Here is a 24454-nt window from a genome sequence, read left to right as displayed (position 1 = left end):
CGCTTGCACTCGCTCGCAACTACCTTCGACGACGGTGTTCAAATCCAAGTTTTCATTCTATGGTCGCCAATATCTCAGCCAAAGGATTTCAATGTGCCGAGTTCAATTATTGAAGAAGATCTGATGATCGAGGGCACCATCAGATCAAGCGAGGGAAGTGTCGACGTCAAAGGTCGCGTGGTTGGGGACGTCAGCGCTGAGACGATCACCGTTCAGGTAAGCGGGTCGGTTGACGGGGCAATGTCGGCAACGAAGATCGCGGTTGAAGGCAGCCACATGGGCAGTTTGAAGTGCGACGATCTAAAGCTTGCATCGACCTCACAGGTTCAGGCCGATATCGTGGCCAAGGTGCTGGCAACGGAAAGCGGCGCCAAGGTTAAGGGCAAGATGGATATCACAGGGCGGCAATAAGACAATTCCAGTATCGGTACGCGGTCGAGTCACATGTGTGGTTTTGCCGCTCAATCACGCCAAATGCGGCGCGATGCGCGAGTGGCCGGTTCGGTGACGCTGCGATGCAGCTTCCGATCGGACGACGAGAGTCCGCATTGGGCCGGGAGCGAGTTCTTCATGCGTCTTTTACACACGCCCCTAGTGATCAAACTTGTCCCAGAATGCATATTTGCGGGGGTGCGTGCGGCGTAGGCCTTGGACAAAGGCATCGTGGCTTTGAAAGACGCCGTAATCCGTGATTGCCATATCGGCCTGAGCGCAGGAGGCGAGGTGCCGGGCAGCATGGCGGTAGCGTTTGGCGCGGTTATTTTGAAGGGCAAAGGTGATCATCGATCGCCAAATCAGTGTGGCGGCCAAGGGATGTTCGGCCCTGAGCAACTCGGATGTCGGGGTAAGGATTTCGTAGGTATTGCCATCCATCTCTGCGTGACGGGACAGTATCAAGTCGGCGGCAAGCCCGGCATCGGGCCAACTCAGACAGAATATGAGTGCCTGAAGCAGGTCGGGATGGGTCCGCACATGGGTGCGGGCATCCAGCAGCGCCTCATCATCGTCGAAATCGGGCAGGCGTGAGAGATAGCGGCGCAGTGTCTCCGCGCAAAGCTTCGTTTCAAACCGGGTCCACATAGCACTGCGCAGGCTGTCCTCCTCGCCCAAGGCTTCGAGGCAGGCGAAATGGGCGCTGTCGACCTCGGGCGTGTCAAAGGCGCGGTCTTTGCCCCCCTCAGAGGCGATGCAGGTTTCCAAGATCTGCAAGGCGTCTTCGGGCCGGCCCGCTTTCAGGAGCCGCCGCGCTGCATTTGGTGCAATCGTGTGATACGTCAGTTGCTGGGCGCTATACTGCGACAGCCACGCATCCACATCACCCTGAGCATCGGCAATGTCGGATAAAATCATCCTGAGCGTTCTGTCGTGCCTGTCTTTTGCCATTTCAAGGCGGCGTTCGGCGCTCATAAGGATCCCGACATACTCGGTGTCGTCCAAGGTGACGGGCGCATCCATCGCCGTTTCCGCACGCACCCTAAGCGCGGTCAAACCCTGATCGCCCAATGCCTCGCCCAAGGCAGGGATAGCGGCGTCAAATTCGCCATAGCCGTTGTCTTGGAGGGCCTCAAACACCTGATCCGCAAGCAGCTCAGTGTCGCGATTAAGACCTGGGGCGAGGGTTCGGATCGCGTCCATCGCAGCGTCCATGACGCCCCCGATCGTGCCATTGCTGTCGTCGGTGCGGGCATGAATGTCGGGGGCCAGCTGCAACAGCGACCAGAGCAGATCAAAGCCAAGGCCCACGTCCTGGGATGCGACGCGGTTCAAAATGACGTCAATCAAACCATTAAGTTCTTTGGCCAATGTGCGCTGCGCTCGCGCGGAGATCCAGCTTTTGGCGCGCCGGATTTGAGCCAACCGCTTGCGGATGTCAGCGGCGGCCTCTTTCGGGCTTTGCTCTGGGGACAATGCCATCCGCACCCGCCGCTGCCGGGCTGCATCGCCCTTGACAGCCTCCATAAGAAGCTCGGCGAGAACTTCTGCGCCCAAAGCTTCCAAGTTCTTCTTGTTGAGGGATTTTCCTGCCATTTCCAGACCTATTCAGATGCGCGGCCGAAAAGATGGGGACATGTGCCGTCTTCCCAAACGGTGACTTTCGTCATGACCTTCTGAAAATCGGCGCTCTCAAGGAAACCGTCCAGCCAAAGGATCACATTGGGCCAAGGCTGCGCGTCAAACCAGGCACGGTCGATATGGGCGAACTGCCTTACAAACGGAAAGATCGCAATGTCGGCAAGTGTGGGCCTGTCACCCGTCAAAAAGGAGTACTTCGCCAGCCGTGTATCAAGAGACTGAATGAAATCAGACGCTTTCGCCCGTTCGGTTTGCGGGTCCAGATCAGGATAGCGAACTGCGTATTTTGTATGATCAAGCGCGGCTTTGAAGGGCCCATCGTTCTGGGCAATCAGGGTTTCGCCGATATAAGGCATGTTCAGCAGCCCATGCGGATCACTTTGCCGAAGCGCCCATAGCATGACGTCGAGACTCTCATCTAAGATCAGATCAGCCGCTTGCAAATTGGGCACCGTGGCCGAGGGTGAGGCCGTAAGAAACGCCTGCGGCTTATCTTTCAATTTGATCTCGCGCAGTTCTACCTCCAGACCCGCGCTCAACACCGCCATCCGCGCCCGTATTGCATAAGGACAGCGTCGAAAGGTCCACAGGATCGGTCGAGGTATGGTCAACATGTCTTGGATCATTGGGCCACTCTACGGTGAATGAAAATTGCCTGCAAAAAGAAGGTTTGGGGTGAGCCTCGAAATGTCAGGAGAATGACCACTTCGCCCAACGGCGGTCGACCTCCGATCTGTATCTTTTTTCAGCCGCAGTGAATGGCGGCTATTGTGTGCTGCTCTGCAGCGACCAGTCTATGCGCCAAAGGAAGCAATGGGCCGTTCTCAGCGAACTGGATTTCCTGCACCTGCGAAATCCTGCGGGACGGCAATTGGTAAAGAGGGCTCAAACCCGACCTTAGCTGCGCAAACCACGAACGGCTGCTCTGGGCCGGTCTCGCCCTCTGCCACCTTTGGGCCCGCGCTTCCCAAAGTTCGCATGAGGCCTGCGTGCATCCATAGGCCGCTTGAACCTGCGTTGACATCAAACGCCATTGACCTGTTCTCACCATCGGCCTAGCACCACCACATGAAACGCGTCACGATCACCACCTGCATCTGGTGGCCTGCCAGCTCATAGAGCGGCCGGACGTTTCACTGCATCCCGGGGCCGCCGCTATGGCGGCCTTTGCATTTGATGCCCCCTGTGCGGTGCCCCTCTTTCCCAAGAGGACACGACCATGACTACAAAACCCGTCATCCTGACCGGCGACCGCACCACTGGGCCGCTGCATATCGGCCATTACGCCGGCTCCTTGCGCAACCGGCTAAGCTTTCAAGACGGCCATGAGCAATATCTATTGCTCGCGGACACGCAGGCGCTGACTGACCATGCCCATGATCCGGCCAAGATCCGGCGCAGCGTGATGGAGGTTGCGCTGGATTATCTCGCTGTCGGCATAGATCCGACCAAGAGCACCATTTGCCTGCAGTCTCACCTGCCCGCGCTGGCTGAGCTTTCGATGCTGTATCTGAACTTCGTGAACGTTGCGCGGCTGGAGCGGAACCCAACGATCAAGGCCGAGATCCGCATGCGCGGCTTTGGGCGCGACGTCCCCGCTGGCTTCCTGTGCTACCCCGCCGCCCAGGCAGCAGATATCACGGCCTTCAAGGCGACGCGCGTGCCGGTCGGCGCGGACCAGGCTCCGTTGATCGAGCAGACCAACGAGATCGTGCGCCGCATCAATGCGGCCGCCGGGGCACCGATCCTGCCAGAGGCGGAGGCTGTCATTCCCAAGTCGGGCCGGCTGCCGGGGATCGATGGCAAGTCCAAGATGTCGAAGTCGGGCGGCAACGCCATACCCCTCTCCTCTTCACCAGACGCAATCTCGGCGGCGGTGCGCGCAATGTATACCGATCCGGGACATCTGCGGATCGATGACCCCGGCAAGGTCGAAGGCAATGTCGTCTTTACCTATCTCGATGCATTCGACGAGGATGAGGAAACCGTGGCCGACTTGAAGGCGCAGTATCGACGCGGCGGTCTTGGCGACGCCGTGATCAAGCGCCGCCTCGATGGCGTACTTCAGGCCCTGATCGCGCCAATCCGGCAGCGCCGGGAAGAGCTCGTCAAGCATCAGGATCATGTGCTGGATATGATCCGTGCCGGGACACAGAGGGCCCAGGACGTTACCGAGGCCACGAAGCGTGACGTCGTGAACGGCCTGGGGCTGTTTCAGCTCTGATGGAGCTGGCGACGGTAGGTGCCCTCACGATCTACCGCGAGGGCGCCTACCCCTCTTTCCGGGTCGGAGCCCGTGGGGCGTCGTTGATATCGGGATTACCCTCGCGCACATCGTCCCCAATGCCAACTCTGGGTGTTGGACGCGGCTCCCAGATCGCAGCAATCCGCGCGACATGTCTGCCAAGCAAGTGATAATCATCTCCTCGCCGCGATCAGCCACTGCGATCAGCGCCGACAGCCTGGCCTTTGCTTCTGTAATGCCGACCCGCACGACTTACGCTCCCAATTCTGCCAGCACAGGCGGCACGATCGCCTCCACCTGATGCGGGTATCCGAGGGAGACGCACCGGATTTCGGTCCTGCCCCGTGTGACTGCGCATGGGTAGTGTGTATGGCCATAAAGCCATTCATCGGGCTGGAAGGTGTCGATCAGTCCGGACAGGTCGGATGCATAGGCGCCGGAGATCTCATCTTCACGCTCAAGACAGGCACCAAGGGGTGCATGATGCGTCACGACGATCGTACGGCCCGCGAACGGCTCTGCCAGGCGCGCCTCCAGCCATTCCAGGTGATCTGCATGCACTCGGGCAATATCAATGGGCTGAATGCGCCGGTAGTGCGCGCGCTCCATCCGGATGTACTTGTAGTCATGCATCCACTTTTCAGCTTGATACATTCCTTCTTCGACTGATCCACGGATCGCAAAGTCGGTCCAGAGCGTGCAGCAGATGTACCGGGTCTCACCAACGGAGATCACGCGCTTCTGCGCGAAGTGTGCCCCGGCCTCGTCGCAGATGCGGGCCAGGCGATCCTCTCCGTCCAGCACATGGTCGTAGTAATCGTGATTGCCCGGAAACAGATAGATGCGCGAGATGTCGACGTACCGGCCCAGATGCGCCAGCAGCCTTGGCCAGCGCACCTTCGGCTTGTTCGACAAATCGCCCGCGATGATCAGCGCCTCCATTGACGCAAGTTTCGCCGGATCGAGGGCCGCGAAAGGATCGCGACCCTTTGCCAGCCACCCATCGAGGTGAAGGTCCGCCAAGACCAGCACCGTGGAGGGGTCCGTCATGACGTCTCCTCTGCCTGCTCGCATGCGGTCATCAGAAGAGCGTCTCGCATGCACACGGGGTTTACAGCTTCCCTGAGCACCTTTCCCGCATTTCGCTCCATGAACGCATCCAGCGTGAATGGATGCTCGAGCCGATACCAGCGCGACGCGGTCCGCGCCCAAGTGCCATCCTTGCAGATACCGCAAAGGCGAGAAGTCGCGATCAATTCACCGACGCATGTTGGGTGATCCGGCGCGCTGCCCATTAGCGCCAGTCCTATCATTCTGGGCTCCAAGATCACGAGCCAGTGAGACAGCACCGGTGCCCTGGCCAGATCTGATGCCGTGGGCCCGTTCCATGCCAGCCGCAGGGACCGTTTGCGCATGCGCCGCATCGCCGCCTGCTTCTGACGCGCCATGAACATCAGCCAATCCGCAGGCTGGATGCACATCTCCCCATCGATGACAGGACAGGCCGCAAGCGGATGCGTGCGCTCGAAGGCCTCTTGCAAGGGCGCAGACAGGGATGCGATGGGAATGGCACCGGTCTTCGTTTCATCGAGGCGCTCCAATTCTGCGACCAGCGCCAGATCTTTATCGTGCTCGTCCATGGATACAGTCCTTTCTGATGTGCAGCGCGGCTGCGGGTTGTCTGTGAAAACCCGCAGACCGGGTCGGATGTCCGATGGCCGTGACGGGGTCACGGCCATCGGTGAGACGGCAAACGGTATGCACTGCGGCAGGCGCCACAATTTGAAGGCCTCTGCTCAATGGACCGGCTCCCCGTCATCGCTGCTGCGCAGCGTCTCAACGAGGCGCGCGATCTGCCGCAAGCTGATCCGGCCCAGGCGCGCCTGGCGCGCAACGAAGGCGCGTGCCGCCGACTTCAAACCATCCGCGTCACATATATCGCGGGCGAGCCGGTCGAAGAAGGTCAGCGCCATGTCGGGCGTCACACTTGGCATGTGAAACACACGGCAGCGATCCCGCAGGGGCGCTGGGATGAGGTCCGCATCGTTGGCAGTCAGCACCCAGATGACGCGGGACATATCGAACCGGACGCGCGTGGCGACGCATTCGAACTTCGGCGCAGTCCCAAGATCGAGCAACCCAAGAAGAGCCGCCGTCAGACTGCTGCTGGCGCCCTTGGCGCTGGTGATGGTTCCGGCCTTGTCGATCTCATCCACGACCATCAAGGGGTTCGCCACATGGGTCTGCAGTATCGTCTCGACAGGCAGCCCCGGCTGAGCCGTGCCCCAGCCCTTCTCCGTGCCCGCGATCCGAAAGGCTGCGGTCCCGGCCCCGACATCGATCAGATGCATGGGCAGAGCAGCCGCCTCTGCGATACTGCGCGCGAACCATGACTTTCCGACACCCGGCGGCCCCGCAAGGATGATGGGCGGCAAATGCAGCCCAACACCGCCCGAGCGAACGTAGCTGCGCATGTGATGCATCAGAAAGGTTGTGACCTCCGCCATCCAGGGACTCTCTTCATGCAGCCGCGCTGCCAGTACGTCGACCTCATGCAGTGTCGTCGGGCCGACCAGCCTGCCACCGATGCGGGCAAGCGCAATGAGGTCCTGCTGCTCCTTTTCAGGAACACGGCTCAGCCCGGACTGACGCAATCGCCGTTCGTGACATTTCTTCGCCAGATCCCTGACGCGTTGTTCTTCATGAAGCCTGAAAGGCCTCATATAACCAGGCGCTAGAAGGTGCCGCCACATGCGATGGTTGAATGCGACAAAGCGTTTGTGGATCGACTCAAACTCCTCGACCACCAAATCAGGCGACACGACGGGCATGCTATGACGATCAGCCATGGCCAGCCCCTCCCCTGTCCGGCGGGATCTGGCCCCGGACGGCGATGCAGCGAGGGGCGAGGACGGGGTTGATGATGGTCATGATCAGACTCCTTGGAATTGGCGAGCGACCGGCCTTGAGCCGTCGCCGCGATCAGGGTTGAAAAGGGTGTTTGCGCAGGAAGGTCTACGGTGCTGCCAGCTGGCAGCGCCTATCTCAGAGGGCTTGTATGAGGCCCTGAATATTGATGCCGATGCGTGTCATCACCGAGTTCCTTGCTTGCGTGTGTCGAACTTACGGACCTCGACATGGATCCGGCAAGACTGTTCTTGACCCTGTGCGCCAGGGTTGACGCGCGGGTCCTATTTCCAAGTATTTTCGCAAGGGGTTAGAAACCCGAGACGATCAGCAGGCTAAGGGGATTCTTGAGATTGACCTGCCAGAATTTTGTTTTATTCGCAACTTCAATGCGTTACGTTTAAAACACAGGGTCAGTTTATTTTAAAGCGAGTGCGCTGAAAGCGTCCGGAGGGGTAACTTTTTCGCAAGCTGTTTCTGGCTGCCGATGCAGGTTTGAAGCTCACGAGAGGCGAATCGCAGCGCATCCTCCGGGAGCCTGCCCGAAGCTCTACAGCCACGAGGCGGCCGCTGCGATTAGCCAAGGTGAAACCGCGCCAGGGTACGGCGAGCGATATTGACGTCGTCTGAAGCGGGGTCCAATCTATCGCCACAGGAGGACATCATGGATCGCTACGCTGAACTTCTCGAGCAAGCCATTTCCATCTTCGGTTCGAAAGAGGAAGCGGAAGACTGGATGAAGCGGCCGGCGATCGGCCTGGAGCGTCGCAAGCCCATAGACCTCATTTCTGGTGAGGCCAAGGTGGTCGAGACGTATCTCACGCGCCTCGAATACGGCGTCTACTGCTGATTCAGGGTCCGATGAATTTTCCCAGACGCAGGCGCGGATCTTTCAGATCCAAAACCAGCGGCGGAGAAACTACCGGCAGCGTTGGCTGCACACCACCTCAAATCCGACACGTGAAGATCACCGTCATTACGGTACCGGTGGCTATCACTATGACGCGGACTAGCAAAGGTGACATGCGCCTTGCCATGCGTGCGCCGAAATAGCCCCCCGCAGTCGCAGCAATCATCATGACCATAGCCTGCGGCCAATGGACCAACCCAGCGACCGAAAGCGTAAAAACCGATGCTCCTGACAGAACGAAAGACATTCCGTTTTTCAACCCGTTCATGGCGTTGATGTCCCGCATGCCCAGCGCCGCCATAAGGGCCAGTAAGACAATCCCAAGCCCGCCGTTAAAATAACCTCCGTAGATGCACACCAGCAAAGCGGCCGCCCTACCTTGCCAACCGGTTGCCTGCATGTGTCCTTCGGCCCAGCGGGAGACGGTCTTTCCAAAAGCGAAGAGCAGCGTTGCGAACCCCAGCAGAAAAGGCACGATCAGCGTAAAGACGGACGGCGTCGAGATCAGCAGTAGCAACGAGCCTAAAACACCGCCGAGCGCCGATATTAACAACAAGAACAGTGTTTGGTGCAGCGGAAGCTGCTTGATGTCACTTGTGAATCCCAATGCACCACTCAGGTAGCCAGGGAAGACTGCGACGGCGCTGGTCGCATTGGCTGCAATGGTCGGAACCCCGGTAAAAACCAAAGCGGGAAACGTCAGAAAACTGCCGCCTCCTGCAACCGTGTTAAGCACACCTGCGCCGAAAGCAGCTGATGTCAATAAAAGCAGATCAAAAATGGTCATGATCGGTTCTGTGCTTCTTGCTCTGGCCCTTGGCGTCTTTCATCGCGCTCAGGTACCATCAGCCATCTGTGCTTCGATCAGATGCGGCCCGCCTTCCGAGAACGCACGACTGATCGCACTTGACAAATCCTCTGCGGTTGCGACGCGCGTTGCCTTGACACCCAGCCCGCTAGAAAGACGTTTCCAGTCAACATTCGGATCGCTCAGATCTAGCATCGCACGCGCGTTCTGGCCGGGTGAATGATGCCCCATACGGGCAAGCTCACTATAGAGGCTCTGGTACTTGCGGTTGGATAGGATCACGGTGACCACATTCAGTTGCTCGCGTGCCTGCGTCCACAGAGCCTGTATTGTGTATAGCGCGCTTCCGTCGGCCTGCACGTTCAGCACCGGACGATCCGGGCAGGCAATCGCGGCGCCGACTGCCAGAGACGGCCCGATACCGATGGCGCCCCCCGTCAGCTGCAGCAGATCGTGCGGGGGCGCGTGTTGCGCAGCTTCGCCCAGCGCATGGCTGTAGCTGATCGCCTCGTCGCAGAAGATGACGTTCTCGGGCATCGCATGCGCTATTGCGGCAGGGAGAGTGCCGAAATCAAGCGAGCCTCCGACATGAGGCAAGGATGCCGGGGCCGGCGCCCGAAGGGTAGCCTTCGCCGCGCCGGTCGCATCGCACAATGCTTGCAACGTGGCGGGCAGGTCGCTGTCAAGGTCGGCCAGCGACACGATATGCGCGCCCGGCGCCGTCACCACATTCGGTAGGTCGGGGAACTGAAAGAACGCCACCGGCGCGCGCGCGCCGATCAAGATGACCACGTCGAACTCGGCCAGCGCCGCGACCGCCGCGTCAACCATGTAGGGAATGCGCGAGGGCGCGTGGCGTCCTTGGCCGTGTTCACAGCGGGCATTGGTCTGCTCGCACATCACGCCTGAACCGGTCGCGGCGGCGATGCGGTGCGCGGTCTCCAGCGGCACCTTGCGCAAAGCCTTGCCACCCAGAAGAAGCAAACCCCGCCTAGCGCCGCGCAGCAGCCTGGCAGCCTCCTCGATGGCATCCGTGGACACCGATCGCGCCGGTGCCGGGGTTGCCAGCGGCATCTGCGCTGCGGTGCCGGGGGCGCCCCACGCGGCGTCGGCGGGCAGCACCAGCGTTGCTACGCGGCCTGCGCCGCTGCGCGCCTGAGTCAGCGCGGTCGCTGTATCCGTGCCGACCGAGGCGGCCGAGCCAACCCGCCCGACCCAGTCTGACATCGGTCGCGCCAATCCTTCGATGTCGGTGGTCAACGGCGCATCAAACGGCAGATGGGTCGATGCATGATCGCCGACAATGTTCAGCAGCGGTGTATGCGCACGCCGCGCATTGTGCAGATTGGCCAGCCCGTTCGCTAGGCCCGGCCCGGTATGCAGCAGCGTCGCGGCGGGGCGATCCGTCATGCGTCCGTAGCCATCCGCCGCCCCGGTCACGACCCCCTCGAACAGGCCGAGGACGCAGCGCATCTCGGGGCGCTCGTCCAAGGCGGCGACGAAGTGCATCTCGGAGGTGCCGGGGTTTGCGAAACAGGTGCCGACACCGTTGGCCAGCAGCGACGACACCAGCAGGTCCGCGCCTCTTGAATGGTCAGACATCGAAATCACCTTTCGCCGCCATGACAAGCAATTCGAACGCGATGGTGGCGGCCAGGAACGCGGACATGCCGCCGGTGTCATGCGGCGGTGATATGGTATTGATGTCGATGGAAACGATGTTGAGGCCCTTAAGGCAGCGGATCAGCTCGAGCCCCTCGCGCGCCGATGCCCCGCCCCATGCCGGCGTGCAGACGCCCGGCGCGACGGAGGGGTCGAAGAAATCCATGTCGAAGCACAGGTAGACCGGGCGGTTGCCGATCGTCTCGCGGATGCGGTCTAGGGTGGCGGCGATACCGTCGTGCATGAGCTGGTCCATGGAAATAATGTTGTAGCCCAGCTGGCGGCCATACTCGTAGACGCCCGGCACCATGGTGCTGCGACGCGTGCCGACGTGGAAGGATTGGCGCGGATCGACCAGGCCTTCCTGGAAGGCCCGCGCAAAGGGGGTCGCGTTGTTGAAGCCCTCGATCGGGTAGGCGTCGGTATGCGCGTCAATGTGCAGCACGGCAAGGTCGGGATGGCGCCGCGCCAGGGCGCGCATCTGCGGCAGCGCGATGGCACCGTCGCCGCCAAGGGCCACCGGCATTGCGCCGCCCGACAGGGCGACATCCATCGCCCTTTCGGTCGTGGCGTAGCTAGACGTGACATCGCCCGAGACGACGTCGGCATCGCCAAGGTCCAGCAGGCCCAGCGCCTCCAGCGGGTTGACGCCGCTGTCGGCATCCCAAGGGCGCAAGAGCTGCGATTGCTCGCGGATCGCGAAAGGACCCAACCGCGAGCCGACGCGCTGCGGATGATTGCCGCAATCGAAGGGCACGCCCAGCACGACTGCCCTGGCATTGCCGGGCGATGCGGCGTGTGGCACGCCCATGAAGGTCATCGGCGCGCGAAACGGGCTGCCCTCGGTCATTCGTGATCTCCGGAATGTCGTGGTTGAACCTGCCCCGGCGGCTCAGCGCCGCCAGGGCAGATGTGGATCAGGATGCGATCAGGTCGGTGTACCGGTTCAGGACATCCGCGTAGTTGTCCGCATACCAGGTCGCATCCACCGCAACCTGTTTCGCGTAGTTTTCCGGGTTGCCCGGATCGTCTACACGCAAATCTTCCGGGACCATGTCGCCGGCTGCGGGGTTCACCGGGCCGTTGCCGAGCGCCTTGAACAGCTCGACCTGGCTTTCGGGGTCCTGGGTCGATGCGATGAAATCCCAGGCCTTGGCACCGGCCGGGTTGCCCTTGGGTACGATCCAGGCTCCGGCGAAAAGGACGCCCTGGTTGAAGTGGAACTGCACCCGCTTTTCCGTCTCCTCGCGCAACAGCAGCGCGCGGGTATGCCAGAGGTTGCCCATGGTCACCTCGCGGTTACGGAACAGTTCTTGGCTCTGCGAGCCGGACGTCCAGAAGATCGTGTCTTCGCGGATCTCGCGGATCTTTTCGAACGCGCGCTCGACATCGACGGGATAGAGCGAGGCGGCATCCGCGGCATCACCGTCAGCCATCAACGCGGCCTCCAGCATCCCTTCGAAGTTGTTACGCAGTGTGCGCGTGCCCGGGAAATCCTTGAGGTTCCAGAAGTCAGCCCAGTTCTGCGGCGCGGTTTCATGCGCCTCGCTATCCCAGGTTAGCGCAAAGGAATAAAGGTAGCTGCCGACGCCCCAGTCTGTCCGGTGAATATCGCGCAGCTTTGCCGGATCGACGACGTCCCAGTCGACCTTTTCCAGCAGTTCCTGCTGACCCAGGTCGATCGAGGCAGGCAGGTTGCGGTCGCAGACGTCCCAAACGACCGCCTGGCTTTCGACCATCGCCTTGATCTTGCCCGACGAAGGACCCGACCCTTCGACGACAGTCGGCAGACCGTCCTGTGCCGCAGCAAAGGGATCGGCCCAGATGGTCTGGAACGCAGGCTGCGCATCGCCACCCCAGTTCACCACGACCAGTTCGTCCGATGCGGCGTGCGCCGGCGTGAATCTCAATGCCAGCGGCATCACCCCGAGCGCGCCGAGTGCGCCCAGAAACCGGCGGCGGTGTACCACCTTGCCGTTGGTCTTCTCGCGTAGGATGCACAGGCAGTCTGCCGCGAATTCCTGGTCAGGTTTTTCCTTAGTCATCTTGTCCTCCTTGCGGTTTGGTCTTCGGGTTGCCGCCGGGCGTGTTTGCTCAGCGTTTCTTGATTGTCTGTAGAATCATGAGAGCGACGGTCACCAGGATCATCAGGGTGCCCAGCGCGGCGATGGCCGGGTCGATGTTGTCCTCCAGCCCGTCCCAGATGCGGCGCGGAAGCGTGTAGACCTGCCGCATGGTGATGAAGAGAGCGACGATGATCTCATCCCACGAGATGAAAAAGGCAAAGACCGCGCCCGACAGCAGACCGCCCTTGATCTGCGGCAGCACGACCCAGGCCATGGTGCGCCCGGCACTGGCGCCGAGGCTGCGCGCGGCCTGCTCGGTCCGGGGATCGAAATTGGCCAGCGCCGCGGCGACAGTAAGGATGACGAAGGGCGTACCCTTCATCGCATGCACCAGGATTAGGCCGGTATAGGTGTCCAAGAGCCCGACCTCGGCCCAGCCCTTGTAGAAGGCCACCGAGTGAACGATCGGTGGCACGATCATTGGGGCCAGCATGATGGGTTGCAGCACCCGCTCGGCCATACCGCCTCGCCGCCAGATACCGATGGCGAAGCTGGCGCCCAGCACCACAGCCAGCATAGCCGCCAGGGTGGCAACGAACAGGCTGTCGGCGATGCTGGCGATCCATTGCGGGTCGTCGATCAGGCTTTGGTAGTGGCGCAGGGAAATACCGTCCTTGGGCAGCGAAAGGTACCGGTTCGGCGTCAGCGAAATCGGCAGCATGATCAGCACCGGCAACGCGAGGAAACATGCAACGGCCCATGCGACGATGCGTGGAAATAAGGAATCGCGCATTACTTGCCTCCCTTTGAGGCCAAGCCGCCACCGACCTTGAGATACCGGCTCATCCAGATCGTCAGCGCGACGACAACCATCACCAGCACCGTCGCCAGCATCGTCGCAACGCCCCAACGTAGGGTTTCGGAAATCTGGATGGAAATGTACTCGGCGATCATGACCACCCGTCCGCCGCCCAGGATCGCAGGCGTAATGTAGAACCCCAACGAAAAGATCATCACCAGTATCCCGGCACCCGCGAGGCCCGGTAGAGATTGCGGAAAGAACACCCACCAGAAGGTGCGCCACCGGTTGGCACCAAGCGCCCGCGAGGCGCGCAGCAGCGACCGGTCTATGCCGGCCATATTGGCGTAGATCGGTAGGATCGCATAGGGCAGCATGTAGTGGACCATGCCGATGATGACCCCCAGCTCGTTGCGCACCAGTATGAGCGGCGTGTCGATCAGGCCCATCCCCATCAAAAACTGGTTGATCAGCCCGTTCGGTTGCAGGATCGCAACCCATGCATAGGCCCGGATCAAGGCGCTGATCCAGAAGCTAGCCAACACCACGAACAGCGCCACGGTGCGGGCCCGTGGCGCCATCGCATTCAGCCCCAGCGAAAACATGTATCCCAGCAACAGTGTCAGCGCGGTCGTCGATAGGCTGACACGCAGAGTGTTCATCAAGATACGGTGCAGGGCGCCGCTTTCGGCCAGCATCTGGTAATTCTGGATCCCCGGCTGCGGCTCCGTCACGCTGAGGACAAGGACATTCAGAACCGGCAGGAAATACAGCAGCGCCAGAAAGGCGCAGGGCAGCACGATCATCAGCAGGTAGAATCTATCGGTGCGCCCTGCTCTACTGGCGGTTCTGGGTGTGAAGGCAGCCATCACGCCGCCGCCGTCTCTTGCGGCAGGACCAGCGAAACGTCGGCGTCCCAGCCCAGCCAGACCTCTGCACCTTCCGCGAGGCCGGCCTCTTGCGCGGCCTGGACAGCGGGCACATGCACGTTAAGCAGCGTACCGCGCGCCTCGACGTCCAGTTCGACATGCGTGCCGAAGAAAGTGAGGCTCGTGATCCTGCCCTGCACGCGGTTCTGGTGCGCCGGCTCCTGCCGCGAGACGGCGATGCGCTCGGGGCGCACCGCGATGCAGGCGTCGCGCGGCACCTCAACCCCGTCGCGCGGAAGCTGCGCCTCGATGGGGCCAAGCACGGTCTGCGCGGTCACCGCGCCGCCGCTGACGGTCGCACCCGACACCGGAACGAAATTGCTGCGGCCTAGGAAACCGGCGACAAAGGCCGTCTCGGGACGCCAATAGAGCGCGTCGGCGGACGCGATCTGCTGGATTTCGCCCGCGCGCAGGATCGCGATGCGGTCGGACATCGACAGCGCCTCTTCTTGGTCGTGAGTGACATAGACGAAAGTAGTGCCGACCTTGCGGTGCAACTCCTTCAGTTCCGTCTGGAGCGTCTTGCGAAGGGATTTATCGAGAGCGCTCAGCGGCTCGTCCAGCAAAAGCAGCTCGGGCTTGAACACTAGCGCTCGCGCCAATGCGACACGTTGCTGCTGGCCGCCCGATAGGGCTGCGGGCATGCGTTCGGCGTAGGGCTCCAACTCCATCAGGGCCAGTGCATCGCCGACGGCCTCGCGCGCCTTGGCCCGGCCGAGGTTGCGCGCCCGAAGGGGGAAATATACGTTTTCCCAAACCGTCAGATGCGGAAACAGCGCATAGCCTTGAAACACCACGCCGAAATTGCGCGACTCGGGCGGAATGCCGGTGATGTCCTGACCGTCCAGAAGGATGCTGCCGCTGGAGGGCTGCACGAACCCGGCGAGCGCCATCAACAGCGTCGTTTTGCCCGACCCCGACGGCCCCAGCAGTGTCAGAAATTCACCGGCCTTGATCTCAAGGTCGGTGGGCCGCAGGGCCACTGTGGCGCCATATGTCTTGCCGACGCCATTAAATGTCAGTGAATTCTTCATGTGCCGCGAAATCCTCCTAGGATGGACCTTGGCGGCTGACGAGCCATTTAATCAAGCCAAATGATTTATTGCAAATCGTTTCAAAATTTTTAGAATGCAGAGATGCAGTCGCATCGTGTTCTTCCCTTCCTGCGCGCCTTCGACGCAGTCGCGCGCCATGGCAACCTTCGCTCGGCCGCGGCCGAGCTGGGGCTGACGCCGGGAGCGGTAAGCTACCAGATGAAGATGCTGGAACAGACGGCGGACCTCAGCCTTTTCGATCGCAGCAAAAGACGCCTTGATCTCTCCGACAGCGGGCGGACATTCTACCGCAGCGTTTCGAGCCTTCTAAGCGAGCTGGACACTGGCTTGCGTGAGATCGTGGAAAAGCAGAGCGACCACGCAGAGCAGCACCTTGTGATTTCCGCGCCATCGGGGTTGGCGCATGCCTGGCTGGGACCCAAACTGGTCAATCTGTCGAACAAGCTAGGGCTGACCTCCTTCGAAAGCCGCATCGCGCGAGAGGTCGCCCACATCGACTGGCGCGAGGTCGACGTTGCCATTGTCTACGACAGTCCTCCATGGACCGGTTTTAACTGGCAGATGCTGCCAGAGCTACGCCTCTACCCCGTGTGCTCGCCCTCCTTGCTGCACAAGGTGCCGCTGCGGAGCATGCGCGACATGGCGCAGCATCGGCTTCTGCACGAAGATCGCGGTGCGGAATGGGCACGTTGGCTGAATGCCGCCAAATGCAGCGCGCAGCCCATGCAGAATGCCTATTTCAATCGTCTGTCCATGGCGGTCAATGTAGCTCTGACCGGGGCGGGTCTAGCACTGGCGTCGGATTTCGTGACCCGTGAATATCTCGTAGCCGGAACCTTGATCCGCCCGTTCAATATCTCGATTCCTGCATCCAAAGCCTATTATTTCGTAGTGTCAGAAGGTCGCCGCGACGAGCCGATGATCGAAATGTGCCGTGACCTCATCCTGTCTGAAATTTGACTGCCTGGATATTCCGCACAAGACTGTTCGTGGTTCACTATCCCGCGAAGATCGTCTCCGTGATCTCCAGCCGTGTAGCCATGCGGCGAAGGACCGCCAAACGCTAGTCAAACATCGCTTTTATCCTGCGACTTACCAGAGACATGGCAAATTGCACGCACTGCCATTGGTGCAATCAAAATCAAGGCAGTTACACCCATAATTGTACCACTTATCGGACGGTCAAAAAACGTCATGATATCACCTCTTGCCAATACAAGTGAACGTCTGAAATTTTCCTCCATCATTGGTCCGAGAATAAAGCCTAGAATTAACGGTGCTGGGGAGTATCCGAAAATACGGAACACATATCCAACAAAAGCGAAGGCCAAAAGGACATAGATATCAAATGCAATATTGCTCACACTGTAGACGCCGATGCACACGAACATGATGATTGCAGGGAAAAGAAGATGGTAAGGAATTGTCAGCGTTCGAACCCAAAGCTGGATCAATGGCACGTTAAGTACGATCAAAAGAAAATTGCCAATCCAGAAGCTCATAACTAGCCCCCAAAACAATGAAGGTTCTTCATAGACCAAGCGAGGACCGGGCGTGATGCCGTGAATGATGAGGACACCCAACATGATAGCCATGACCGGCGAGCCCGGAATGCCCAACGTCATGGTCGGGATGAAGGCGGTCTGATCGCCGGCGTTGTTCGCGGCCTCGGGGCCGACCAGCCCTTCGATGGCGCCTTTTCCGAAACGGCTCGGGTCCTTGGATATTTTCTTTTCTATCGCGTAAGAAATGAACGAAGCAACGAAGCCGCCCGTCCCCGGCAGACTACCGAAAAATGATCCTATCCCCGATCCACGTGCCATCGGCATCCAAGATCGACGCAGATCATCTTTGGTCGGCAGCATTGAGCGAAACGTAATCGATTTCGGGTCGATCTTTGTATGTCCTGCATATCTGATACTTGCGATTACCTCGGCAACGCCAAACAGACCCATGGCCAGTGCGACGATCGACACACCATCATAAAGCCCCTCGATACCCAGATCGAAGCGTTGAACACCGCTCGATAAATCAGTTCCGACCATTCCCAGAAAGAGGCCCAACGCCACCATCGCCAAACCCTTGAGCGCGGATCCTTCGCTAATCACCGAGGCCGCAATCAATCCCAGCAGCATCAGAGCGAAATACTCCTGGGATCCAAAGCGCATCGCATTTTCAGAGATAATCGGCGCGAACGCCATCATCAGGATAATGCCGATGGTGCCCCCGACGAACGACGCTACCGAGCTCATCAGAAGCGCGATTCCCGCACGGCCCTGCTTCGACATGGGATAGCCGTCTAGACAGGATACGGCATTTGATGGCGTTCCCGGCACGTTGAGAAGAATGGATGCGGTAGACCCACCATAGGTCGTGCCATAGTAAATACCCGCGAGCATGATCAGCGCCGCAGTCGGTTCAAGATGGAAAGTAATTGGGAAGAGCAGCGAAATCGCGACAAAAACGCCAATGCCCGGAATCACGCCCAGGAATGTGCCCAGCGTTACACCGAAGAAGCAATAGAACAGATTTGTCCATGACAGCGCGGCCTCAAGGCCGATGGCGATATTATCGAAAACACCCATTTCAGAATGGCCAGTTCAGGATATCGAACGGCACGCCCAGCAAAACCTGGAAAATCAGGATCGCCGTGGCAGCCAGGATCGGCGCGAGGATCAAGGTGTGTCCCAGGCGCACCTTCTTTTCCGCAAAAGCCGCGACGAATATCTGCGCAAGAATTGCCGGCAACAGGCCGAAATTATCAACCAGCAGGCCAAAGATGCCGATAGAGGCCAGAATGACGATAAGGGCCCGGACTTCGACGGTTTCGGGTGGCGCGTCATCATCCGTGCCGGATCGGCCGCGCCTTACCACGCCGGAAATCGCTATCGCGCCCCCGAGAAGTGCCATGACCACACCGACGATTGCGGGAAACATCCCCGGCCCGGCTCGCAAAAGCGTGCCAAGCCGATAGTCCGACACCGCCACGACGGCGACCACGATGCCGAAGAGAAGCAAGGCCAGACCACTGAAAATGTCGCGGCTTGACTGACTGGTCATGCGATTTCCTTCTTATTAACGGAGCGACGAACAAGCGGAGGACTTAGTTTCACACAGAGGGTCTGTAAGTGTGCCAATCCGTCTGGGTCTGATAGGCAATTCCGGCTTCGAGCAGGCGCGCCTCTGAAAAGGGGCGCCCAACCAATTGAAAGCCCTGCGGCATCTGCGCGCCCGAAGCGGACTGGTGCATGCCACATGGAAGGCTGAGGCAAGGGAGGCCGAGATAGTTGAAGACGCGCATCATCACGGTTAACTCTTTAGCCACCTGCGGCCCCGTAGCCGCATCCGGATCTGCCTGTTCGACCGTTGGCGTCGGCACCGCCATGACCGGCAGATGCAACATGTCTACGTCGCGAAGAACCCGCGTTACAAAATCTTTGATGAATGCGGCGCGAACCCGCTGCGCATGATCATGGGCTGCGTATGGAATCCCGACCCCCTGCATCAGCATCCGACGAAGGGCTCCTGAGAACCCGGCCGGGTTGCGCATGATCGCAGGCAGATGCACTGCGGTGACTTCGGCGCGTATGATCATCGAGGAAAGCGCGTTCATCAGCTCATAATCTGCGTCCGGCACATCGATGATCGTCGCTCCTGCATCGCGCATGACGCGCAGGCTTTCGTCCATGTTGCGCGATAGCGCGCCGTCGAGCCGGTCGTGGAAATATGCCTGGGCAACACCGATCCTGACGCCGGCGAGGCTTCCGTTGCCATTAGCCTGCACCGGCCTCACGCTTGATGTCGGGTCAGCTTTGTCATGCCCGGCGATAGCCTCCAGCAAAATGGCGCAATCTCTTGCAGAGCGCGCCAAGGGACCGATGTGGTCATGTGAGTGGCTGACAGGATAAGCGCCATGTCGGCTCACGCGGCCATAGGTAGGCTTTAGTCCCGTGACGCCGCAGATCGCGGCCGGAATTCGGATGGAGCCGCCAGTATCGCTGCCCAACGCGCCAAAGACCGATCCTGTGGCGCAAGCAACAGCCGATCCACTGGACGAGCCGCCCGTCACCGATTGCGTATCCCATGGGTTCAGGCAGTGACCCAAATGTGCATTGAGCCCCGTTGGGACAAAACTGGCTTCTGTGAGGTGCAGGCGAGCGATATTTATCGCGCCGGCCGCGTCAAGTCGTCGGAGCACCGTCGCCGTATCCTGGACGCCGAGGTCTGACGTATCAATCCCACCTGCATTCACCCCGATGCCATCGCGGCATAGCAGACCCTTGTGCGCGAGAGGAATACCGTCAAGTGCGCCCAGACAGCGCCCGTCTGACCGGCGGTCATCACTACGCCGTGCTGCCTCCATTGCGGCGTCATGTTCAACGGCCAACGTCGCATTGGTCACGCCCGAGACATGCTCGAGCCGGAAAAGTGCGGCGTCAGTCAATTCTTGCGACGTCAGCGTGCCGGAGGCGAGCAGCTCCGATGCAGCACGAATGTCCAAGTTCAAAGCGTCCGTCTTGTCTGTCGCTTTATTCGTGCCGTTTCGTGCGGTGCTTTCAGCCATCCGCTGTGGGGGGAGCGCATCATCCGCATAAGTATCAAGCACGCGCAGAAACGACATTGGATCTTCAAGCGCAGAGATTTCAGAAGCTATCGCCCGCGTAGCTTCGGCAAAAATCACGTGTCCAGCACCAAAGGCGGTTTCCTCAAGAGCATTATCAGCAATATGATGCCAAACTCTCGCAACCTCTTCGGCAAGTTGTTCGACTTCGTGGATCTGCGCAGACATAATCGCTTCCATCAGAACCTGAGAAAAGCGTGGCCCCGGATGCACAAGCATTCAGGACCACGCGATGTGGCATGTTGATCGCTACTCGAGCTTGATGTCACCGGCTTTGATCACCGCCGCCCACTTCTCCAGCTCAGCTTCGATGTGAGCCGCAGCATCCTCGGGCGTGCCGCCCATTGGAACAGCACCGTTATCGCTGAGAAATTTCTGCATGCTCTCACCTTCGAGCATGGTATTGAGAGATGTGTTCAGTGAGGTGACGACCTCATCAGGCAGTCCTGCCGGACCTGCAATCACAAACCAAGCCGACGCGTCAAAGCCTCCAAGACCGTAATCGCTGCCAACATCGGAGAGCGTCGGCACATCGGGTATTGACGGGTTCGCTTCCGCCACTGTTACCGCAAGCGGACGAAGCGTGCCTGCGCGGATATGGCTCATCGACGACGGCAGGTCATCAAACAAAACATCCACCTCGCCGGACAACAGCGCGCTCACCGCCGGACCACTGCCCTGGTATGGGACATGGATCAGATCTGTGCCGGCCATGTTGTTAAACAGCTCGCCCGACAGATGCACTGTCGTGCCTATACCCGAAGACGCATAGATCAGGTCTTGTTCTTTGGTCTTCGCGATGAAGTCATCGACGCTTTCGATCTCGCTCTCTGTCCGGACCACCATGACTTGGGGGCTGGCCGAGATCAGAGCCACCGGCGTGAAATCGGCAATGGGATCGTATTCGATACGGTCACCGTAGAGCGGCGGCGCCACACCATGGGACGACACCTGCCCCAAGAAGATGGTATATCCGTCGGGATCCGCGCGGGACGCCATCGTGGTGCCCAATGTACCCCCCGCACCTGGCCGGTTTTGAACAATAAACGGGTTGTCGTAGATTTCGCTCAGCTCGTCGGCAATGACGCGCGCCAGAATGTCCGTAGCGCCGCCCGGCGAGAAGGACACGATGATTTCGACCGGCTTGTTCGGATAGTCCTGAGCCATGACCGTGGTGCCGAAAGCGGCCACGGAGACGGCGGCCGACGCGGCAAGTAGAGCATTCCTGACTGACATTTTGCACTCCCTGTTTTTCTGGTTATTCGTCTGTCCCTCAGATGATTTGACCAAGGCTTACCGGAAGTCAATAAAACAGTAACCCCTGCTAATGCAGTCGCCGGCATTCCGAAATAAAACTTATAATCAGTTACTTAATGTAAAAATCATCATACTTAGAAAGTATGTATTATCAGAGTGTGATAACGAATTTACACTATTTGAAGCCTTCCATCTGGACAGCGGACATCGCGGATCACTAGCCTTCTAAAGACGAGAGGCGGGCCGTCACGACGACACCCGATTGCAAAGGTAAGCAGCGCAATGGCGTCTTCGGAACGCAACAAACAGACAGCAGTCGGAGGCGCCGCAGAGACATCGCTCGCCAAGGCGTTGCGCCTTTTGCCCATCGTCGCCGAGCGCAACGCCACCGGCGTCAATCTTTCGATGGTGACGCGCCGCTCCGGCATGACTACGGCGACCGCGCGGCGGCTGCTCCAAGGGCTGGTGGATGGCGGGCTGCTCAGCTTTGACCCCTATTCCAAGCTTTATTTCCTCGGCGCCGAGTTCGTGCGCATGTCGCGGCTGGCGGGATCGCCCCAGGCGTTCGAGCGGCTGCGCAACGACATGCACGGATGTCTGACCCGCGTCGCCGAGCAGACCGAGGATAGCGCGTTTCTGTCGGTCATTTCGAATGGCGAGGCGCTTTGCATCGAGAAAATCACGGGCAGCCATCCCATCTCGGTCAACACGTTGACCGTCGGGGCGCGAAGGCCGCTGGGCGTGGGCGCGGGCAGCCTTGCGCTTTTGGCGGCACATGACAGCGATCAACGCCAGGTCATCATTGACGAGAACGAGCGCCGCTTTCTGCGCTATGGGCGCCTGACGGCCACGGCGGTCAAGCGGGCTTTGGCGCGGTGGCAAAAGGACGGCTACGTCTTCAACAGCTCGCTCATCATCGATGGGGTCAGCGCCATCGGTCTGCCCGTCTTTGACGAGCGCGGCGATCTGGTCTGCGCTGTCTCGGTCGGCACGATCAATGCGCGTATGCGCCCGGACCGCCGCGCCGCGGTGGCCGGGATCATCAGGGCTGCCCTTGGCGATGTAGGTTACAAGACATGCAGGACGACAGATGTATCCCATTCACTTCTTTGAACGATCTGCAGGCCGCTGGCCTGATGCCGTCGCGGCCGAGTGCAAGGGACGCACGGTCACCTATGCCGAATTGCAGGGTAAGGTGCGCGCGCTGGCCGCCGGGTTGCAGGCCATCGACGGGGAGTTCGGCTCGCGCGTGGGCATCTGCTGCTACAACTCGCTCGAGCATCTGGTCGCCTGGCTGGCCGTTCTGGCGGCGGGCAAGGTCTGGGTGCCGCTTCAGGCGATGAACACGGCCGAGGAGCTGGTGCGGGCGGTGGAGTTCACCGACTGCTCGATCCTCATCGTCAGCGGCGAGACGCAGGAGCGCCTGCAGGGCGCGGCAGGGCCCGGACGCACTCTGCTGGCTGCAGACGCGGTCGATGGGCTGGAGAGCATCTATGCGCTGATCGCGCGGCATGACGGGCAGATGCCACAGCCGGCAACGCTGCCGCTGGACGCCACGCAGGCGATCAAGTTCACCGGCGGGACCACCGGGCGCCCCAAGGGTGTGATGCAGCCTTACCGCGCGTGGAACACCAATATCGTCACCCAGATCGACGCGTGGTCGATGGCCCCGGGCGAGCGGTGCCTTGCCGCCGCGCCGATCACCCATGGCACCTCGACCTATATCCTGCCGACGCTGGGCAGTGGCGGCACGCTGGTCCTGCTGGATCGCCCCCGCCCCGAGGAAACGCTGGACTGCCTGCAGAACCAGCGCATCTGCACCACATTCGTGCCGCCCACCGTGCTCTATATGCTGATGGAGCTGGAGACTGTCGGCGCCTCGGACTACGCCAATCTGCGCAACCTGATCTATGGCGCAGGCCCCATGCGCCCCGAGGCCATTGCCCGCGCGCAAGAGGTCTTCGGGCCCTGCATCGCCTCGACCTACGGCCAGACCGAAGCGCCGCAGATCGCCACCATGATCAGCGCTCAGGATCTGCTGGACCCGGCCAAGCGCGCCTCGGTCGGGCGCGAGACGATGCTGAGCGAGGTGGCCGTGATGGACCCCGAGGGCCGCCTGCTGCCCCCCGGCGAGACCGGCGAGATCGTCATTCGCGGTGATCTGCTGATGACCGGCTATTGGGAGCAACCCGAGGTGACCGCCAAGACCATTGTCGATGGCTGGCTGCATACTGGCGATCTGGGGATCATCGACGCGGACGGGTTCGTGTTCATCCGCGGACGGGCCAAGGAAATGATCATCACCGGCGGATTCAACGTCTATCCCGCCGATGTCGAGCCGCTGATGGGCGAGCATCCCGAGGTCGTCGATTGCGCCGTTTTCGGCGTGCCGGACGACAAATGGGGCGAGGCGGTACATGCCGCCGTGCAGCTGAGCCGCGGATCGGAGGCCACGGGCGAGGATATCATCGCCTTCGCCCGCGAAAGGCTGGGCCCGGTGCGCACGCCCAAGACCGTGACCCTTTATGAGGCGCTGCCGCGCAACGCCAATGGCAAATTGCAAAAGGCCGTTCTGGTCGATGATTTCATGGCCCGGACCGGCCAAACCTCAGGAAGGGACTGACGATGGGCAAGGATGCCAAGACACCGACAACGGGCCTGTGCAGCTACACCGATACCGAGATTTTCTATCGCGGCCGCGATCTTGTGGGCGATCTCATGCAGGGGGGCGGGGGCGATTTCGTGACCATCATGATGGGCCACATCCTGAACCGCGAGATCAGCGCACGCGATGCGCGGCTGATGAACGCCATCCTGATCACCATGATGGAACACGGTCTGACGCCCAGCGCCATCGCCACCCGCTCGGTATACATGAGCGCGCCTGAGAACCTGCAAGGTGCGGTGGCGGCGGGGCTCATGGCCGTGGGCAGCCAGTTCGTCGGCACGATCGAGAACAACGCGCGGCTGCTGGAGGATATCCTGTCGCAGCCCGAGAGCGCGCGCCGGTCCCGCGCGGACGAAATCGTCGCCGAGCATCGCGCCCGCGGGGCCCATGTGCCCGGCTTCGGCCATCACCTTCACAAGCCGGACGACCCGCGCGCCATCCTGCTGCTGGAGAT

At 60.5% G+C, this 24454-nt stretch carries 23 protein-coding genes; 7 read left to right on the top strand and 16 right to left on the bottom strand.

The window, feature by feature from the left end; all coding sequences use genetic code 11:
• Window positions 1-93 precede the first annotated feature (93 nt).
• The gene (locus ACEWPL_RS17540) at window positions 94-411 is read left to right on the top strand and encodes a bactofilin family protein (protein ID WP_393930848.1); all 318 of its coding nucleotides are present in this window, start codon (window positions 94-96) and stop codon (window positions 409-411) included.
• Between the two features lie 180 nt (window positions 412-591).
• On the opposite strand, the gene ACEWPL_RS17535 is transcribed toward ACEWPL_RS17540, so the two are convergent.
• Together ACEWPL_RS17535 and ACEWPL_RS17530 are read right to left on the bottom strand one after the other, a co-directional pair.
• The gene (locus ACEWPL_RS17535) at window positions 592-2028 is read right to left on the bottom strand and encodes a DUF6880 family protein (protein WP_393930850.1); all 1437 of its coding nucleotides are present in this window, start codon (window positions 2026-2028) and stop codon (window positions 592-594) included.
• An 8-nt stretch (window positions 2029-2036) separates the two neighbouring features.
• Window positions 2037-2699 carry a glutathione S-transferase gene (locus tag ACEWPL_RS17530; RefSeq protein WP_393930852.1) on the bottom strand — a complete coding sequence of 221 codons (663 nt, stop codon included), beginning with the start codon at window positions 2697-2699 and terminating at the stop codon, window positions 2037-2039.
• 593 nt (window positions 2700-3292) lie between these two features.
• Here ACEWPL_RS17530 and trpS point away from each other — a divergent pair.
• Window positions 3293-4297, top strand: coding sequence for a tryptophan--tRNA ligase (gene trpS / locus ACEWPL_RS17525; RefSeq protein WP_393930854.1), 1005 nt, complete (start codon window positions 3293-3295; stop codon window positions 4295-4297).
• A 273-nt stretch (window positions 4298-4570) separates the two neighbouring features.
• Here the strand turns inward: trpS and ACEWPL_RS17520 are convergent, their stop codons facing one another.
• The 3 genes from ACEWPL_RS17520 to ACEWPL_RS17510 all read right to left on the bottom strand — a co-directional run bounded on the left by ACEWPL_RS17520 (window position 4571) and on the right by ACEWPL_RS17510 (window position 6972).
• Window positions 4571-5368: a metallophosphoesterase gene (locus ACEWPL_RS17520; protein WP_393930856.1), complete on the bottom strand. Its 798-nt coding sequence runs from the start codon at window positions 5366-5368 to the stop codon at window positions 4571-4573.
• Window positions 5365-5958: a DUF6634 family protein gene (locus ACEWPL_RS17515; RefSeq protein WP_393930858.1), complete on the bottom strand. Its 594-nt coding sequence runs from the start codon at window positions 5956-5958 to the stop codon at window positions 5365-5367. The genes ACEWPL_RS17520 and ACEWPL_RS17515 overlap by 4 nt, the downstream gene beginning before the upstream one ends.
• 156 nt (window positions 5959-6114) lie before the next feature.
• Complete coding sequence (locus tag ACEWPL_RS17510) at window positions 6115-6972, bottom strand: AAA family ATPase (RefSeq protein ID WP_393930860.1); 858 nt, start codon at window positions 6970-6972, stop codon at window positions 6115-6117.
• 917 nt (window positions 6973-7889) lie between these two features.
• On the opposite strand from ACEWPL_RS17510, the gene ACEWPL_RS17505 reads away from it, so the two are divergent.
• Window positions 7890-8075 carry an antitoxin Xre/MbcA/ParS toxin-binding domain-containing protein gene (locus tag ACEWPL_RS17505; RefSeq protein ID WP_393930862.1) on the top strand — a complete coding sequence of 62 codons (186 nt, stop codon included), beginning with the start codon at window positions 7890-7892 and terminating at the stop codon, window positions 8073-8075.
• 97 nt (window positions 8076-8172) lie between these two features.
• Here ACEWPL_RS17505 and ACEWPL_RS17500 read toward each other — a convergent pair whose 3' ends face one another.
• The 7 genes from ACEWPL_RS17500 to ACEWPL_RS17470 form a co-directional block, all read right to left on the bottom strand.
• Complete coding sequence (locus tag ACEWPL_RS17500; protein ID WP_393930864.1) at window positions 8173-8922, bottom strand: sulfite exporter TauE/SafE family protein; 750 nt, start codon at window positions 8920-8922, stop codon at window positions 8173-8175.
• Window positions 8923-8970: 48 nt separating this feature from the next.
• Complete coding sequence (locus ACEWPL_RS17495) at window positions 8971-10545, bottom strand: acetolactate synthase large subunit (RefSeq protein WP_393930866.1); 1575 nt, start codon at window positions 10543-10545, stop codon at window positions 8971-8973.
• A complete protein-coding gene (locus ACEWPL_RS17490; protein WP_393930869.1) occupies window positions 10538-11455 on the bottom strand; it encodes an arginase family protein in 918 nt (305 codons plus the stop codon). Before ACEWPL_RS17490 ends, ACEWPL_RS17495 begins: the two co-directional genes overlap by 8 nt.
• Window positions 11456-11522: 67 nt before the next feature.
• A complete protein-coding gene (locus ACEWPL_RS17485; RefSeq protein WP_393930871.1) occupies window positions 11523-12650 on the bottom strand; it encodes an extracellular solute-binding protein in 1128 nt (375 codons plus the stop codon).
• Window positions 12651-12699: 49 nt separating this feature from the next.
• Entirely contained in the window at window positions 12700-13464 is a 765-nt protein-coding gene (locus ACEWPL_RS17480) for an ABC transporter permease (protein WP_393930873.1), read from the bottom strand.
• Window positions 13464-14339, bottom strand: a complete 876-nt coding sequence (locus tag ACEWPL_RS17475) for an ABC transporter permease (protein WP_393930875.1) — start codon at window positions 14337-14339, stop codon at window positions 13464-13466. The genes ACEWPL_RS17480 and ACEWPL_RS17475 overlap by 1 nt, the downstream gene beginning before the upstream one ends.
• On the bottom strand, window positions 14339-15433 hold the full coding sequence (locus ACEWPL_RS17470) for an ABC transporter ATP-binding protein (protein ID WP_393930877.1): 1095 nt from the start codon (window positions 15431-15433) through the stop codon (window positions 14339-14341). The genes ACEWPL_RS17475 and ACEWPL_RS17470 overlap by 1 nt, the downstream gene beginning before the upstream one ends.
• Before the next feature lie 102 nt (window positions 15434-15535).
• On the opposite strand from ACEWPL_RS17470, the gene ACEWPL_RS17465 reads away from it, so the two are divergent.
• On the top strand, window positions 15536-16414 hold the full coding sequence (locus tag ACEWPL_RS17465) for a LysR substrate-binding domain-containing protein (RefSeq protein WP_393930879.1): 879 nt from the start codon (window positions 15536-15538) through the stop codon (window positions 16412-16414).
• 107 nt (window positions 16415-16521) lie between these two features.
• Here the strand turns inward: ACEWPL_RS17465 and ACEWPL_RS17460 are convergent, their stop codons facing one another.
• The 4 genes from ACEWPL_RS17460 to ACEWPL_RS17445 all read right to left on the bottom strand — a co-directional run bounded on the left by ACEWPL_RS17460 (window position 16522) and on the right by ACEWPL_RS17445 (window position 21311).
• The gene (locus ACEWPL_RS17460; protein ID WP_393930881.1) at window positions 16522-18039 is read right to left on the bottom strand and encodes a tripartite tricarboxylate transporter permease; all 1518 of its coding nucleotides are present in this window, start codon (window positions 18037-18039) and stop codon (window positions 16522-16524) included.
• Between the two features lies 1 nt (window position 18040).
• On the bottom strand, window positions 18041-18514 hold the full coding sequence (locus tag ACEWPL_RS17455; RefSeq protein ID WP_393930884.1) for a tripartite tricarboxylate transporter TctB family protein: 474 nt from the start codon (window positions 18512-18514) through the stop codon (window positions 18041-18043).
• A gap of 49 nt (window positions 18515-18563) precedes the next feature.
• The gene (locus ACEWPL_RS17450) at window positions 18564-20243 is read right to left on the bottom strand and encodes an amidase (RefSeq protein ID WP_393930886.1); all 1680 of its coding nucleotides are present in this window, start codon (window positions 20241-20243) and stop codon (window positions 18564-18566) included.
• 81 nt (window positions 20244-20324) lie between these two features.
• A complete protein-coding gene (locus tag ACEWPL_RS17445; RefSeq protein ID WP_393930888.1) occupies window positions 20325-21311 on the bottom strand; it encodes a Bug family tripartite tricarboxylate transporter substrate binding protein in 987 nt (328 codons plus the stop codon).
• Between the two features lie 303 nt (window positions 21312-21614).
• Here ACEWPL_RS17445 and ACEWPL_RS17440 point away from each other — a divergent pair, with 303 nt between their 5' ends.
• The 3 genes from ACEWPL_RS17440 to ACEWPL_RS17430 form a co-directional block, all read left to right on the top strand.
• A complete protein-coding gene (locus ACEWPL_RS17440) occupies window positions 21615-22445 on the top strand; it encodes an IclR family transcriptional regulator (RefSeq protein ID WP_420744374.1) in 831 nt (276 codons plus the stop codon).
• On the top strand, window positions 22423-23955 hold the full coding sequence (locus ACEWPL_RS17435; RefSeq protein ID WP_420744373.1) for a class I adenylate-forming enzyme family protein: 1533 nt from the start codon (window positions 22423-22425) through the stop codon (window positions 23953-23955). The genes ACEWPL_RS17440 and ACEWPL_RS17435 overlap by 23 nt, the downstream gene beginning before the upstream one ends.
• Before the next feature lie 2 nt (window positions 23956-23957).
• A partial coding sequence (locus ACEWPL_RS17430; protein WP_420744372.1) for a citrate/2-methylcitrate synthase occupies window positions 23958-24454 on the top strand: 497 nt, incomplete at its 3' end.

It is taken from the genome of Roseovarius roseus, assembly GCF_043355935.2.
GTDB lineage: Bacteria > Pseudomonadota > Alphaproteobacteria > Rhodobacterales > Rhodobacteraceae > Roseovarius > Roseovarius roseus.
Note: the sequence above shows the minus strand (reverse complement) of the source record. Positions and strands in the feature narration are given on the sequence as shown.

Excerpts from the sequence above, each read along its gene's own strand:
- ACEWPL_RS17535 (WP_393930850.1), bottom strand. The coding sequence starts at position 2,028 with ATGGCAGGAAAATCCCTCAACAAGAAGAACTTGGAAGCTTTGGGCGCA.
- ACEWPL_RS17530 (WP_393930852.1), bottom strand. The coding sequence starts at position 2,699 with ATGATCCAAGACATGTTGACCATACCTCGACCGATCCTGTGGACCTTT.
- trpS (WP_393930854.1), top strand. The coding sequence starts at position 3,293 with ATGACTACAAAACCCGTCATCCTGACCGGCGACCGCACCACTGGGCCG.
- ACEWPL_RS17520 (WP_393930856.1), bottom strand. The coding sequence starts at position 5,368 with ATGACGGACCCCTCCACGGTGCTGGTCTTGGCGGACCTTCACCTCGAT.
- ACEWPL_RS17515 (WP_393930858.1), bottom strand. The coding sequence starts at position 5,958 with ATGGACGAGCACGATAAAGATCTGGCGCTGGTCGCAGAATTGGAGCGC.
- ACEWPL_RS17505 (WP_393930862.1), top strand. The coding sequence starts at position 7,890 with ATGGATCGCTACGCTGAACTTCTCGAGCAAGCCATTTCCATCTTCGGT.
- ACEWPL_RS17500 (WP_393930864.1), bottom strand. The coding sequence starts at position 8,922 with ATGACCATTTTTGATCTGCTTTTATTGACATCAGCTGCTTTCGGCGCA.
- ACEWPL_RS17495 (WP_393930866.1), bottom strand. The coding sequence starts at position 10,545 with ATGTCTGACCATTCAAGAGGCGCGGACCTGCTGGTGTCGTCGCTGCTG.
- ACEWPL_RS17490 (WP_393930869.1), bottom strand. The coding sequence starts at position 11,455 with ATGACCGAGGGCAGCCCGTTTCGCGCGCCGATGACCTTCATGGGCGTG.
- ACEWPL_RS17485 (WP_393930871.1), bottom strand. The coding sequence starts at position 12,650 with ATGACTAAGGAAAAACCTGACCAGGAATTCGCGGCAGACTGCCTGTGC.
- ACEWPL_RS17480 (WP_393930873.1), bottom strand. The coding sequence starts at position 13,464 with ATGCGCGATTCCTTATTTCCACGCATCGTCGCATGGGCCGTTGCATGT.
- ACEWPL_RS17475 (WP_393930875.1), bottom strand. The coding sequence starts at position 14,339 with ATGGCTGCCTTCACACCCAGAACCGCCAGTAGAGCAGGGCGCACCGAT.
- ACEWPL_RS17470 (WP_393930877.1), bottom strand. The coding sequence starts at position 15,433 with ATGAAGAATTCACTGACATTTAATGGCGTCGGCAAGACATATGGCGCC.
- ACEWPL_RS17465 (WP_393930879.1), top strand. The coding sequence starts at position 15,536 with ATGCAGTCGCATCGTGTTCTTCCCTTCCTGCGCGCCTTCGACGCAGTC.
- ACEWPL_RS17460 (WP_393930881.1), bottom strand. The coding sequence starts at position 18,039 with ATGGGTGTTTTCGATAATATCGCCATCGGCCTTGAGGCCGCGCTGTCA.
- ACEWPL_RS17455 (WP_393930884.1), bottom strand. The coding sequence starts at position 18,514 with ATGACCAGTCAGTCAAGCCGCGACATTTTCAGTGGTCTGGCCTTGCTT.
- ACEWPL_RS17450 (WP_393930886.1), bottom strand. The coding sequence starts at position 20,243 with ATGTCTGCGCAGATCCACGAAGTCGAACAACTTGCCGAAGAGGTTGCG.
- ACEWPL_RS17445 (WP_393930888.1), bottom strand. The coding sequence starts at position 21,311 with ATGTCAGTCAGGAATGCTCTACTTGCCGCGTCGGCCGCCGTCTCCGTG.
- ACEWPL_RS17440 (WP_420744374.1), top strand. The coding sequence starts at position 21,615 with ATGGCGTCTTCGGAACGCAACAAACAGACAGCAGTCGGAGGCGCCGCA.
- ACEWPL_RS17435 (WP_420744373.1), top strand. The coding sequence starts at position 22,423 with ATGTATCCCATTCACTTCTTTGAACGATCTGCAGGCCGCTGGCCTGAT.